This window comes from Acinetobacter sp. YH12137, from assembly GCF_013418535.1.
Classification (GTDB): Bacteria; Pseudomonadota; Gammaproteobacteria; order Pseudomonadales; family Moraxellaceae; genus Acinetobacter.
On the sequence record NZ_VPBW01000011.1, the window covers coordinates 31,455 to 45,660 of the forward strand.

Annotated in this window: 13 protein-coding genes and 1 tRNA gene; 9 read left to right on the forward strand and 5 right to left on the reverse strand. The window is 43.0% G+C overall.

The features are described from left to right. The first annotated feature begins 28 nt into the window (after nt 1-28). Both FTU72_RS07875 and FTU72_RS07880 read left to right on the forward strand, forming a co-directional pair. Nucleotides 29-580, forward strand: coding sequence for a hypothetical protein (locus FTU72_RS07875; RefSeq protein WP_159123057.1), 552 nt, complete (start codon nt 29-31; stop codon nt 578-580). Nucleotides 581-805: 225 nt separating this feature from the next. Further along, on the forward strand, nt 806-1,201 hold the full coding sequence (locus FTU72_RS07880) for a hypothetical protein (protein ID WP_004783587.1): 396 nt from the start codon (nt 806-808) through the stop codon (nt 1,199-1,201). Nucleotides 1,202-1,262: 61 nt separating this feature from the next. On the opposite strand, the gene infC is transcribed toward FTU72_RS07880, so the two are convergent. From infC to FTU72_RS07900, 4 genes are all read right to left on the reverse strand, one after another. Continuing rightward, nucleotides 1,263-1,814: a translation initiation factor IF-3 gene (gene infC, locus FTU72_RS07885; RefSeq protein ID WP_081400954.1), complete on the reverse strand. Its 552-nt coding sequence runs from the start codon at nt 1,812-1,814 to the stop codon at nt 1,263-1,265. Between the two features lie 5 nt (nt 1,815-1,819). Then, nucleotides 1,820-3,742, reverse strand: coding sequence for a threonine--tRNA ligase (thrS, locus tag FTU72_RS07890; RefSeq protein ID WP_180052648.1), 1,923 nt, complete (start codon nt 3,740-3,742; stop codon nt 1,820-1,822). Nucleotides 3,743-3,969: 227 nt separating this feature from the next. Further along, nucleotides 3,970-5,139, reverse strand: a complete 1,170-nt coding sequence (locus tag FTU72_RS07895; protein ID WP_180052649.1) for an alanine racemase — start codon at nt 5,137-5,139, stop codon at nt 3,970-3,972. 12 nt (nt 5,140-5,151) lie between these two features. After that, nucleotides 5,152-6,435, reverse strand: coding sequence for a D-arabinono-1,4-lactone oxidase (locus FTU72_RS07900; RefSeq protein WP_180052650.1), 1,284 nt, complete (start codon nt 6,433-6,435; stop codon nt 5,152-5,154). Between the two features lie 241 nt (nt 6,436-6,676). On the opposite strand from FTU72_RS07900, the gene FTU72_RS07905 reads away from it, so the two are divergent. Next, nucleotides 6,677-8,320, forward strand: a complete 1,644-nt coding sequence (locus FTU72_RS07905; protein ID WP_179992978.1) for an acyl-CoA synthetase — start codon at nt 6,677-6,679, stop codon at nt 8,318-8,320. A 263-nt stretch (nt 8,321-8,583) separates the two neighbouring features. On the opposite strand, the gene FTU72_RS07910 is transcribed toward FTU72_RS07905, so the two are convergent. Next, nucleotides 8,584-8,670 (reverse strand) — tRNA-Leu (locus FTU72_RS07910). Nucleotides 8,671-8,837: 167 nt separating this feature from the next. Here FTU72_RS07910 and queA point away from each other — a divergent pair. The 6 genes from queA to yajC all read left to right on the forward strand — a co-directional run bounded on the left by queA (nt 8,838) and on the right by yajC (nt 14,162). Continuing rightward, nucleotides 8,838-9,872 carry a tRNA preQ1(34) S-adenosylmethionine ribosyltransferase-isomerase QueA gene (gene queA / locus FTU72_RS07915; RefSeq protein WP_004783603.1) on the forward strand — a complete coding sequence of 345 codons (1,035 nt, stop codon included), beginning with the start codon at nt 8,838-8,840 and terminating at the stop codon, nt 9,870-9,872. 18 nt (nt 9,873-9,890) lie between these two features. Then, nucleotides 9,891-10,919 carry a hypothetical protein gene (locus tag FTU72_RS07920; RefSeq protein ID WP_180052651.1) on the forward strand — a complete coding sequence of 343 codons (1,029 nt, stop codon included), beginning with the start codon at nt 9,891-9,893 and terminating at the stop codon, nt 10,917-10,919. 25 nt (nt 10,920-10,944) lie between these two features. Then, on the forward strand, nt 10,945-11,514 hold the full coding sequence (locus FTU72_RS07925; RefSeq protein ID WP_034702415.1) for a LemA family protein: 570 nt from the start codon (nt 10,945-10,947) through the stop codon (nt 11,512-11,514). A 110-nt stretch (nt 11,515-11,624) separates the two neighbouring features. Next, complete coding sequence (locus tag FTU72_RS07930) at nt 11,625-12,479, forward strand: DUF4303 domain-containing protein (RefSeq protein ID WP_180052652.1); 855 nt, start codon at nt 11,625-11,627, stop codon at nt 12,477-12,479. Between the two features lie 122 nt (nt 12,480-12,601). Further along, complete coding sequence (gene tgt, locus FTU72_RS07935) at nt 12,602-13,732, forward strand: tRNA guanosine(34) transglycosylase Tgt (RefSeq protein ID WP_004783611.1); 1,131 nt, start codon at nt 12,602-12,604, stop codon at nt 13,730-13,732. Nucleotides 13,733-13,832: 100 nt separating this feature from the next. Continuing rightward, nucleotides 13,833-14,162: a preprotein translocase subunit YajC gene (gene yajC / locus FTU72_RS07940; protein WP_004783613.1), complete on the forward strand. Its 330-nt coding sequence runs from the start codon at nt 13,833-13,835 to the stop codon at nt 14,160-14,162. The last annotated feature ends 44 nt before the right edge of the window (nt 14,163-14,206 follow it).

The window sequence follows — 14,206 nt, forward strand, 5'->3', positions numbered from 1 at the left end:
AATTTTCACTCCTTATAAAAATAATAATATGAACACATCAGACATTATTCTGTTTCATCAAAGTGCCCAGACGATGAAACATATGGGACTTCTCCTTCTTTGCTATCCCATTGGGATTTTGATGACCTTATACCTTCATACTCCAGATCCTCCTTCCAGTTTTATTCGAGGATTGGTATTTTTATGGCAGGAGTCTCCAAGCTTTTATGGCTATATGCTGGGTTTCCTAATGCTATCGCTCTTGGTATATAGCATTAAACTAAAAATCACCTCGCGGACAATTTATTATACTTTGGCAGGATACCGGATCAGCCTGTGTTTATATCGTGAAGCCGTCCATTATAGCTTTATCAATCCTCAATATGATTCAATTAAGGCACGTACCAAACGCTGGCTAACCAGACTTCCCGCTCATCAAATTAATCAGCGAGATGGCACTCTCGATTTTATTCTTTGTCAGTCCAGTTGGCGCGACCGGCTCTGTTTAAGATTATTCCGGATTCATTTATCGATGTTTTCCCGTCAGCAAGCTAAAGAAATTATTCAGGCCATGCACAGTGCTTGGAATTTAAGATCATAAAAGCTGATTCAAAAGCAATTTTAATCATGAAGTTTAAGCTGAAAGAAATTTATCTCATCAGATTTCAAAGGACAAAAAGCAGTTATTAAAAAATGGTGTTCTGGTTGGGACTTTCCCCTATCACCACATATAGTTGATTTACATAAAATTTCGGCTATGCTTTTCTGAAACAGAATAAAACATTCAATAAATACCATAGATAAAAAAATCTGCCGTAGGTGCACTATGAATTATGTCCGTCGCAACGCCCTAAGTCCATTCATGCTATTGGGCTTGCTCTTCTTTTTATTGATTGTCATTTTACTGCTATTGTTTGGCTGGCCACATTATAAAGTTTGGAAACAAGGGATGGATGGTCAGGCAGCATTGGCTGAAGCAGAACAATCTAAAATGATTCAAGTGCAAGTTGCAAAAGCGGAACTGGAAAGTGCCAAACTGCGTGCAGAAGCTATTAAACTCGTTGGGCAGGCAGCTAAAGATTATCCTGAATATCGCAAGCAGGAATTTATTGGTGCATTTGGTGAAGCCCTACGTGAAGGTCGTATTCAACAAATAATTTATGTACCCACTGAGGCCAATATTCCGATTGTAGAAGCAGGAAAATCCTACCCTACTCAATAAAAAATTAAGTTACCTCATAAAAAAGCCCTGCAAATGCAGGGCTTTTTTCATCAAGAGATGCTTACTTTTTCTTTTTAGGACCAAGCAGCATACCCATTTGACGACCTTCCATTTTTGGTGCTTGTTCAACAACACCATATTCAACGACGTCTGCTTCAACTTTTTGCAGTTGAGCCAGACCCAGTTGCTGGTGAGCCATTTCACGACCACGGAAACGCAGGGTAATTTTAACCTTGTTTCCTTCTTCAAGGAATTTGATGATTGCACGTAATTTTACGTTGTAATCACCTACATCTGTCGCAGGACGTAGCTTGATTTCTTTCACCTGGACTTGATGTTGTTTTTTCTTCGCTTCTTTCTGCTTTTGTTTCAGATCAAACAAATGCTTATTGAAGTCCATGATTTTGCAAACAGGTGGCTCAGCATTGGCTACGATCTCAACAAGATCAAGCTCAACATTTTCTGCTGCGCGCAATGCTTCCGCAAGGCTTACAATACCTTTTTGCTCACCATTTTCGTCTACAAGACGAACTTCTTTAGCACGAATTTCATCATTCAAGGCAGGACGGTTTGATTTATTACCGCCCTGTTGATTACGGTCAGGCTGTTTAATCGCTGTTACTCCACAATGTACCGGCCGCGTTCGGCAACGGCTGCTTTTACTAAGTCAACGAAAGCATCGATTGACATAGTACCCAAATTTTTTCCTGAGCGGGTACGGACATTCACAGTACCTTCCTCTACCTCACGGTCCCCAAGTACCAATAAGTAAGGAATACGCTCTAAAGTACGTTCACGAATCTTAAAGCCGATTTTCTCATTTCTCAAGTCAGAAATTGCACGAATTCCGTTTTCTTTAAGTTTCGCGACGACTGACTCACAAGCCTCGGCTTGAGCATCAGTAATATTCATGACACACGCTTGCACTGGTGATAACCAAGGTGGCATAAAGCCCGCGTAGTGTTCAATCAGTATACCAATAAAACGTTCGAAACTGCCAAGAATTGCACGGTGCAACATCACAGGCTGATCACGATCGTTGTCTTCAGTAACATAAGAGGCATCCAGACGTTCTGGAAGATTGAAGTCACATTGAATGGTACCACACTGCCAGATTCGGCCTAAGCAGTCTTTCAATGAGAATTCGATCTTCGGACCGTAGAATGCACCTTCACCTGGTTGAAGATCCCATTCAAGACCCGCTGCATCTAAAGCATCTGCCAAAGATTTTTCTGCCATATCCCAAAGTGCATCATCACCCACACGTTTTTCAGGACGTGTAGATAACTTCATTTGTACTTCTTCAAAGCCAAAATCTTTGTATACGTCTAGTGTCAATTTGATAAAGTCTGCAACTTCAGTACCGATTTGTTCTTTAGTACAGAAAATATGCGCATCATCTTGGGTAAAACCACGTACACGCATGATGCCGTGTAAAGAACCCGATGGCTCGTTACGGTGACATGAACCAAACTCCGCTAAACGGATTGGAAGATCACGATATGATTTTAAGCCCTGGTTGAACACTTGCACGTGACAAGGACAGTTCATCGGTTTTACAGCGTAGTTACGGTTCTCTGAATGAGTCGTAAACATGTTTTCAGCATAGTTCGCTGCGTGACCTGATTTTTCCCAAAGCGTGAAATCCACCACTTGTGGTGTACGGATTTCAAGGTAACCATTTTCTTGCTGAACTTTACGCATGTATTGTTCAAGCACTTGGTAAATGGTCCAGCCGTTTGGATGCCAGAACACCATACCTGGTGCTTCTTCCTGCATATGGAACAAGTCTAAGGCTTTACCAATTTTACGGTGATCGCGTTTTTCAGCTTCTTCAATACGCTTGATATAAGCTGCGAGCTGTTTCTTATCCGCCCAAGCTGTACCATAGATCCGTTGTAGCTGTTCATTCTTCGCATCACCGCGCCAGTAAGCACCAGAAATTTTAGTCAGTTTGAACGATTTTAGGAATTTGGTATTTGGTACGTGCGGACCACGGCACATATCCAGATAGTCCTGATGGTAGTACAGGCCCATTTGAGTTTCTTCAGGCATGTCTGCGATCAGGCGCAATTTGTATTCTTCGCCACGTGCAGTGAATTCTGCAATCACTTCATCACGTGGAGTCATTTTTTTCACGACGTCATAGTCTTGATCGATGAGCTTTTTCATACGCTCTTCAATCGCAGCCATGTCATCTAAAGTAAATGGACGTGGCATCCAGATGTCATAGTAGAAACCTTCTTCAATGACTGGACCAATGACCATCTTTGCTTCTGGGAACAATTGCTTAACGGCATGACCCACCAAGTGTGCGCAAGAGTGACGAATAATTTCGACACCTTCTTCATCTTTAGGCGTGATGATGTGTAAGGTTGCGTCTTCAGTAATCAGATCGCACGCGTCCACTAGACGATCGTTTACACGACCTGCAACGGTATTTTTTGCAAGACCAGGACCGATGCTTTGAGCAACTTCCATCACAGATACGGCGTGATCAAACTGTTTTTGATCGCCATTTGGCAAAGTGATAATTGGCATATGAAATCCTTAAGGAGTGATGCCCCGTACCATGGAGCATGTCACCGCGAGATTATGATCGAGGGAGAACCTCAAAAGATAAAAACGGTGGATAAATAAAAAATCGCCTAGAATTTTACACGGCTTGAGCCAATGATTAAACCTTTTCCCTAATAAAAATAGGATTTATCACCAAAAAGTTCTTTTGAGCTGCAACGAGTTAAGATCATTATTCGCTCAAGAATTATTTATTCTCTAAAGGTTTGCCACGCTTCAAATTGCCTTTCAGCATAGACATACAAGTGAGAAAACTGGGGAATGATGGCCTCACTTTGGGTCGGCCTTAAAAACACATAATCATCGACTTTCAGTTCGCAAGATTTCGGTACCAGAACCATTTCCTGATTGCTACTGCGTCCATATAAAACATGCGGCTGGCTTTTTTCTGGAAAATAATAGTCCGCCTGCCAGTAGCCACCATACACAAATAGCGCTTTATGCTGATGTGGTAGATGATTCAGCATTTCCAGTCCAGGAATCTGGCTATAAGGCAGCACTTTTAAAATTGGTGTGGCGATCCACGAAGCACATTTTAAAGCAGAGAGATTGTCCAGATCGAAATCGCTGGGTTTAAGTAGCATGGAACCAAAAGCCAGATCATTACAAACACTCTGCTGGCAATGCTGCATAAAGGTCGGACTGCCGCCACCGTTAAAACATAGGTTTTCATGCCATAAATCAGGAAATTGCTGTTGCAGCGTCAGCTTGAATTGTTGATAAATCTGCTGTGATTGCTGATAACTTTTTTCAGGACTTTTGAGAATTTTTGGCAGTTTGGCTACATGCGCATCGTAGCCCATTAATCCGGAAAATTTTAGAGACAAAGGATGCTGCTGAATCAGCTTGAGTAGGGCTATAAACTGCTCCTGACTGTTCACCCCTCCGCGATGCAGCCCCACATCAATTTCAATATTCACATTCAGGCAGAAATTCAGGTTTTGGGCGAGTTGCAGATACTGCTCCAGCCGTGCCTGACTATCGATCAGCCATTGAATATTTACTTGAGTATTTAAGTCCATTTGACCAAACCAGCTTTGATAAAAGCGCTGCGCTGCATGAACCGGCATTGGCTTACCGAGTAGAATGTCCGCTTGCTGAAATGCTCCGATAATTTCCCGAAGATGTGGCAGATGAAATACCATAAAACGCTGGGTATTCAGCTTTTCACTAGCGAATTGAAGCAACTCGGTACTGGACAGAGATTTCACCACCAGACGAGGCTTTAACTGCGGAGGTAGTTTTGCCTGCACAACATCCAGATTATGCTGATACTGAACCAAATCCAGAATCAGTTGTGGTGTACCTGTACCCTGCTGTTTTAGGTCTTGAGTCAGTTGCTGAAAATAAGTTGATCGCATCTTCTACTCCTGCTACTTAGCCAGAAACAGTTGTTTCAAGTAGGGATTCAGCCATTTTTGCTGCGGATCCAGCTGCTGACGTAGCGCTATAAATTCAGGCCATTTTGGATATAAATCGCGCAGCGATGCAGCATGCATGCTATGTAATTTCCCCCAATGCGGTCGCCCCTGATATTTCTGAAAAATCGGTTCAATTAGATTAAAAATGACATGATAATCCTGCTTATAAAACTGATGGATAGAAATTGAAACTGAATCCCGCTGATAGAACGGACTAAGCCAGATATCATCCGCTTTGACATAACGAAACTCGATCGGAAAGAACATCGGCACACGATGCTGCCTTAAACAATGCAGCACTTCTTCCAGACACTGCAAGCCTAGTTCGACCGGAATCTGGTATTCCATTTCATTAAATCGGGTATTACGCGGTGTGGGGAAAATCTGACTGGACCAATCCACAAAACAGGTCGGTTTGACAAAAACACCGAGCAGCTTTTGCAGATAAGGATTGGTAGACGGCAATAACCGTGTCAATTCTGAGCACAACATTAATAAACTATCTTCTGATGGCCAGCTTTCTTTTCTCGGCTGAATGCGGTCATCAGTTTCATCTAGTGTTTTCAGCATGACCTGATCAGCATGCAGAAAAGCCCAAAACTCAATATGCCGATACTGATGTTTCCATTGATCGATATTGGAAAATATGTCTTTTAACGGACACAACCGGATCTGTTCTTTTAATTTATAACGCGGCCGATTTTGCAGGGTGATTTTGGTGAGTATTCCGAGACTGCCCAGTGCTACCCGCCCTGCCTGAAAAATTTCCGTATTTTGCTGCTCATCACATTGCAATAATTCGCCATCTGCAGTCAGTAATTCAAAGCCTTGAACGAAAGCAGATAAACACGGCAAATCAATTCCCGTGCCATGCGTACCGGTCGAGACTGCACCCGCCAGACTTTGCTGATCAATATCGCCTTGATTGATCAAAGCCTGATTAAGAGGGGCTAGATATTCACCCAACTCATATAAACGCGTACCTGCCTGTACAGTACATTGAGCTGTCGCTTCATCTGCATCTATCACGCCTTTGAAATGATCCAGACGAATCAAGACCTCATCGGTTTTAGCTAGTGCACTGAATGAATGTCCTGCACCCACCACACGAATCTGCGCATGTGACTTCACCAGATTTTGCAATTCATTCATTTCTTTAGGCTCAAAAATTTGAGGAGAACTGTACTGGCTTCCTGACCAGTTGCGCCATGTTGCATCCGCCTGTTGTATTTTCATTATTATTCCTTGGCTGAGGCTATATTTAACACCCATTTAGAGTAAAATACCTAAAAAGGCAAATATGGGAACCCATAGGTTCAAAAAAATCGGTGCTTAAAAATAATTTTATTAATATTCAATTATTTAAATTTTTAAAATTATACATTCGCACTCGACTAAAGCATAACTGCAAGACTTCCAAGAATTGCATATCTTTTTTAACAGGATATGAAAAATAAATATAGAACGGAGTTTTACAATGGTTAAGGCATACGATGAATTACCGCGCACCCCTGCCAATTTTGTAGCGCTGTCACCTTTACGCTATCTCGATCGCGCGGCTTATATCTACCCGAATCAAAATGCGATCATTCATGGTAAGCGTCGTATTACCTGGCGTGAAAAATACAATCGTTGCCGTCAGTTTGCCCACCAGCTCCAGAATTTAGGCATCGGTAAAAATGACACCGTTTCAGTTTTACTGCCAAACGTACCTGCGATGATCGAAGCACACTTTGCTGTGCCAATGGCGGGTGCGGTCCTGAATACCTTAAATACCCGTCTGGATGCCAAAACATTGGCGTTCATGCTGGAACATGCTGAGACCAAAGTACTGCTGGTCGATCCAGAATTTTCTGCAGTTGCAACAGAAGCTTTGGCTCTGGTTCCACAGCAAGACATTTATGTGATTGACGTGGCTGATGAGGAATTTGAGGGTGAAGATACCCGTATCGGCCAGATTGAATATGAAGACTGGCTGGCTCAAGGCGATGCCAATTTTGAATGGCATTTACCGGATGATGAATGGAATGCGATTAGCCTGAACTACACTTCTGGAACCACAGGTAACCCGAAAGGCGTGGTTTACCATCACCGTGGCGCCTATATTAATGCAGCCAGTAATATCATTGCCTGTGGCATGATGCCACGTGCCACTTACTTATGGACCTTACCGCTATTCCACTGTAATGGCTGGTGCTTTGCCTGGACCATGGCAGCCAATGGCGGTACGAACGTCTGTTTACGTAAAGTTGATCCGGAACTGATCTTTAAGCTGATTGCTGAACATAAAGTGGATTATTTCTGCGGTGCGCCAATTGTACTATCGATGCTGATCAATACCCCTGAAGAGAAAAAGACCAAGTTTGATCATCGTGTCGAAGTGATGGTAGCCGGTGCTGCGCCTCCTGCTGCAATCATTGAGGGCATGCGCAATATCGGTATTAATGTGACTCATGTCTATGGTCTAACTGAGACCTACGGCCCTTCTGCGCTCTGTGCGTCTCAGGCAGGCTGGTCAGATCTGTCGATTCAGGAGCAGGCGCAATTGCATTCTCGTCAAGGTGTACCATATCCGCTGCAAGATGGCATGAAAGTACTTGATCCTGACACTATGCAGGAAGTGCCACATGATGGTCAGACCATGGGTGAAATCATGTTCCGTGGCAACATCGTCATGAAAGGTTATTTAAAGAATCCGGAAGCAACTGCAGAAGCCTTTGCCGGTGGCTGGTTCCATACTGGCGATCTGGCAGTATGCCAACCTGATGGTTATGCAAAAATCACTGACCGCTCTAAAGATGTGATTATTTCGGGAGGTGAAAACATTTCATCGCTGGAAGTGGAAGAAGTGCTCTATCAGCATCCTGCTATTCTCACGGCAGCCGTGGTGGCAAAACCAGATCCTCGCTGGCAGGAAGTGCCATGTGCCTTTGTCGAACTGAAAGTAGGACAAACTGCCACAGCAGAAGAGATTATCGAATTCTGCAAGCAACATCTGGCGCGTTTTAAAGTACCTAAAGATGTAGTGATTACCGAGATTCCAAAAACTTCAACCGGGAAATTGCAGAAATTTATCCTGCGTGACTGGGCCAAAGAACGCTCAACGGGTGAATTTTCTTAATTTATTAAGACTGTAATATCTAGCTCCACTCCTGAATTTTATTTTTGATGGTGAAAAAGAAAAATTTGATGAGTGGGGTTTTTTTATATTCAGAATAAAGGCAATTAGTTTATTTAAGTGCTGATTAAGGTTCTTATCCTGAAAGATGCCTTACCAAATTAAAGATACAGAATGCGATCAATCAATGAGGTCCACATCTACGTGCTTATTTTTAGGCAATAAAAAACCCCAAGACTTAATATGCTTGGGGTTCTTCAGAATCTTGGTCCCGAGGGTCGGACTCGAACCGACACGTCATCTCTGACAGCGGATTTTGAGTCCGCCGCGTCTACCAATTTCACCACCTCGGGAGTGGATGACGGCTATATTACTCTGTTTCAAAAACTTGTCAACGCAGAAAAAACACATTTGCCTAATTTTAAAACAATTCTTATTTTTTTGTTTTATAATCGAGCAATTCCCGCCATAAAAAAGAAAAAAGTTTATACTAGCCGCAGTTTTTTTATCGTAAATTGTCATGCAACTTTCTGATTTTAGTTTCGATCTCCCTGATGAGCTGATTGCTCGCTATCCTCTTGAACAACGTAGTGCTTCCCGCCTGTTACACCTTGATGCACATGGCCAATATCACGATCACCAGTTCACCGATATTCTGGATTTATTGAATGAAGGCGATTTGCTGGTTCTGAACGATACCAAAGTGATGAAAGCGCGCCTGAAAGGTAAACGTGCCTCTGGTGGTGCAGTTGAAGTACTGGTTGAGCGTATGATGGATCAGTTCATTGCGCATTGTCATATCAAGGCCAGCAACACACCTAAAGCCGGTGCAGAATTATTTATCGGTCCAGATGAAGTCAAAGTCACCGTTCAAGGCCGTCATGAAAATCTGTTTATTGTCGAGTTTTCTCAGCCGATTCTGGATGTGCTGGATCAATACGGTGCGCTACCAATTCCACCTTATTTCAACCGTGAAGCAGAAGAAATTGATACAGTACGTTATCAGACTGTTTTTAACGATCCGACAAAACTGGCCAGTGTGGCTGCACCAACCGCTTCCCTGCACTTCGATGAAGAGTTGCTGAAGAAACTGGAAGAAAAAGGCATTCAGAAAACCTTTGTGACCTTGCATGTCGGTGCAGGTACTTTCCTGCCAGTTCGTACCAATGATATCGAAAACCATATCATGCACAGCGAATGGTGTCAGGTATCGGATGAATCCATGGAATTGATCAAAGCCACCAAAGCACGTGGTAATAAAGTGATTGCTGTCGGTACGACCGCAACCCGTGCGACCGAAAGTGCGGCTCAGGCCAATGGTGGTGAACTGAAAGGCTGGACCGGTGATACTCAAATCTTCATCTATCCGGGTTATGAGTTCAAAGTGGTGGATCGTCTGATTACCAACTTCCATTTACCGGAATCTACCCTGCTCATGCTGGTTTCGGCTCTATCTAACCGCGAAAACATCCTGAATGCTTACAAGCACGCGGTTGAAAGCAAATACCGCTTCTTCAGTTATGGCGATGCCATGCTGATTGATCAAGCGCAATAATCAGCAGGAAACCTCCCCATGCCGATCGAGTCTGTGCAGCATTCCATTCATATTCGACGTAAGAAAAATGAAGTGGTGTTTCGCAATATCGCCCGGCTCTGGGATCTGGGTCGTCAGGCCAAAAGCCATCAGGAATTATTGGATGGCTTGCACCCCTGGAATGGCCCAATTAGCTTAAAATTTGAAAATAATTTACCGCTTGCTCTGGCCGGAATCGGACTCTTTCTGATTGGCTGCATCTTTGTAGCGCCTGCCAATATCTGGATGCAAAGCGGTGTTTTCTTTGGATGCCTATTGGTATTCTGGGCTTATATCAGCTATGAACATCGAAAGCCACTGGATGAAGTCATTCGTTATCTGGAAGATGAGGCGCTCGCCAAAAAATACCAGCTGGCTTTTCAGAGGCAGCCACAACATATTTCTATTCCACTGAATCCCCTACATTTTATTAGCCATTTAAAACGTCTGTTCCCGGTATTTAATCAGGGCTCTCTGAGTAATGAAATTTCACGCTATGCCAGCACTGTCTGGGAAGATGAAGATGGTCAACAACATCAGGTTCTGGTCTTTCAATATCATTATGTGCATGAAGTTCAGGTACGCAATAAAGAAGGTCAACCGGTCAAACTGACTCAGGTACATAAAGACCTTTGGGGAGTATTTGTTTTTGATGTTCAGATTCAGGGGCTAGCCGTGACTACCTCCAGAAAGAAATTTCATTATCCTTATGCTCATCCCTGGCACAGCAGCGATATTCGCACCAACCAGAAATTGAATTTCTTTGGCAGTGATCCGATGCAAATAGCCAAAATGCTCACGCCTGGTTTTGTACTTCGACTGGCGGATTTTTTTGAACAGCGTCAGGGCGATTTACTGTTTCACCCGGAAAGCCATATACTCTGCTATCTGGGACCACATGATTTATTTGAGGTATCCAGTAAACACGATAAAATTAGCGATATTTCCACATTGCGTGGCCATCTCAGAACGTTTAAATTAATAGAATTGGAAAAGTTACATACTGATCTGACGCAATTTTTAAAATAATTATTTTTTTCTGGGGACTACTTTTATGGGATTTTTTGTTTTTGTCATTATCCCGCTTCTGGTCATTATTGCCATTATCATGATTCGTAACAGCATTGTGCGTCATCATAACTCCACTATTCGTGCATGGTCCGATGTCGCCAGCTATGAGCGGCAAAAACTAAAAATCCTGGATGGTCTGCAACCTCTGGTTGAGCAATATTCCAGTTTTGAAAAAGGCACTTTAGAGAAAGTCACTGAACTGCGCCAGAACATTATGAACCTGAATATCCAGGATGCCGATATTGCCCAGTTACAACGGGTTGAAAACCTGAATAAAGAACTGATGCGCAGCCTGAATGTGGTGATTGAAAACTATCCTGAACTGAAAGCAAATGACATTTACCTGAAAATGATGAATGAAATTGAAGAACAGAATGAAAATGTCGGTGCTGCGATTACCATCTACAACCGCAATGTTGAACTCTTCAATAACCAGATTCAGATTTTTCCGCACAATATTATCAATAACATGTTCCTCAGAAAGAAAGCAGTACGCCCTTTCCGTGACCAGACTGTGAGTCAAAACTTTGACTATCGTCCGAACTTCCACTGAGAAAAATCATTACATTTTATAGTTTTTGATTTGCAATACATTGGCTTATGATGAAATAGCGAGAGATAAAGCAATACACTTATAAAACCCAATAAAAAGAATAAAAAATCATGCTGGATTATTTAGAACACTTGCAACAGACGCTGGTCAAGGAATTTTATCAACTGTATGATCGCTATCAGGATGATCACATCTATGCCTGTAGTCTGGTCTTTGATGAATTTTTGCTGCTGGATGATCTGGCGATTTCCACAGAACGTAGCATTTTCCAGGATCCTGAAGATCCACTGCAATATCTGGCCGAACAGGATCGCTGGAATGTACGAAAATGGCGCTATAGAACTCAAGCCTCTTCACAATCTAAACTCGTGCCTTTTAAAACTTGGCTGGCAGAGTATTTTAAAACCCAGCATAGTTTTGGCCATCCTGTCTTAGCTCAACAAAAACAGCTTCCTGCTACTCACTTGGATTTATTGCTAGAAACTTTTAAGCAAGCTAAACATAGACTTTCTGAAGCTTATGGTCTGGATCTAGATTCGATTATCTTTTTCCTCAGCGTTCCGAGCCAACCCGAATGTGAATGCCAATCTGCACTTGAACTTAATACTGAAAGCATTTTACTAAATGACTTTTTTGCTTCACGGCAAGCTCAGCCTTTGCCCACATCTCATAAACACCTCAAGCTTTCGCAAAGCGATAAAGACATCCTGATTGACCTGGAACAAATGCTGGCTATGGAGCCTTATGACTATTTACAAGTAGCGCAGGATGCCTATTTACTGACGCTAGAATCCTATTTTATCGACAGCAATATCTATATCCAGAAACTGATCCAGCATATTGCTGCCATGGCGGCTGAACCCGATGGCAGCTGTGCCTTGAGCCGGGAAGAAATCATGCAGCGTTTACAGCAGTTTTCTGCAAACTCACCTCTTTCACCTGATGTTTCCTCTATTCATCGATAAATAAAATTACAGAGTGAATTCTCTACAATGCTGGCGTTTAAGGTCAGAATCAAGGAAAATAGCGCCCTTTAATTCGCATTAGTAATCAGCGAACTGTTTTTTCGCCTTGATTTGGAACTCTTATGAAGTTTGAAAAATTAGGTCAGTCGGGTCGTGCCCGTCGTGGTCGTTTAACGCTTGAACATGGCGTAGTAGAGACACCTGTCTTTATGCCAGTTGGTACTTATGGCACGGTTAAAGGCATGTTGCCACGTGATGTTGAAGGCATTAAAGCGCAGATTATCCTCGGTAATACCTTCCACCTGTACCTGCGCCCGGGCCTTGAAGTCATCAAGCAGCATGGTGGCCTGCACGGTTTCATGAAATGGGATAAACCGATTCTGACTGACTCAGGCGGCTTCCAGGTCTTCAGTCTGGGTGCAATGCGCAAGATTGAAGAAAAAGGCGTGACCTTCCGCTCACCGATTGATGGTTCAAAAGTTTTCCTTTCACCTGAAATTTCAATGGAAATTCAGCATACATTGAACTCCGATATCGTGATGATTTTTGATGAATGTACGCCTTATCCAGCGACCCATGAAGAAGCGCAAAAATCTTTGCAGCTGTCTTTACGTTGGGCTGAGCGCTGCAAGAAACATCATCATGACGAACTCAACAATAAAAATGCCCTGTTCGGGATTATTCAGGGCGGGATGTATGAAGACCTGCGTGATGAATCCTTAAAAGGCCTGCTTGAGATTGACTTCGACGGTTATGCGATTGGCGGTCTGTCCGTTGGCGAACCGAAAGAAGAAATGATCAAGGTACTGGATTATCTTCCGAACAAAATGCCGGAAAATAAACCGCGTTACCTGATGGGTGTCGGCAAACCGGAAGATATCGTTGAAGGCATCCGTCGTGGTGTAGACATGTTCGACTGCGTCATGCCAACCCGAAATGCACGTAACGGTCATTATTTCGTGACTGATGGTCTGGTGCGTATCCGTAATAGCCAATACCGTCATGATCAAAGCCCGCTTGATCCACATTGCGATTGTTATACCTGTCAGAACTTTACCCGTGCTTATCTGTTCCATTTAGAGAAATGTGGAGAAATGCTGGGTTCTATGCTCGGTACCATCCATAACCTGCGTTATTACCAGCGTTTTACCGAAGATATCCGCAACGCGCTGGATAACGGGACTTTTGATGAATTTGTTCAGGACTTTTACGCTCGTCGTGGCCTAGAAGTTCCACCTTGTCCACAAGATTAATCTTTCAGCATTTGCGCTGAGGAAAAAGACAGGGTAAATTGCAAGAATATGTCAATTTATTATCAAGTTGATCACCAGTTTTTTATTTTAGGAAAATGAAATGAGCCTATTTATTTCGACTGCTCACGCTGCAGGTGAAGCTGCACAACAACCAAGCTTGATGGCTAACCTTTTGATGATTGCGGTTTTTGTTGCAATCTTCTATTTCTTGATCTGGCGCCCTCAATCAAAACGTGCCAAAGAGCACCGTGCTCTGGTTGACAGCCTTGGCGTAGGCAGCGAAGTCGTTTTTGCAGGCGGCTTAATGGGCAAAATCACTAAAATTGAAGGTGATTTCGCAGTGGTTGAGTTGAGCCGCGGTGTAGAAGTCAAAGTTCAACGCGCGAGTGTGATCTCAGTTCTGCCTGAAGGCACTTTAAATAACATTTAATCAAAATTAGTCGTGCTCCCCGCACGACTTTTTCATTTTAAGAA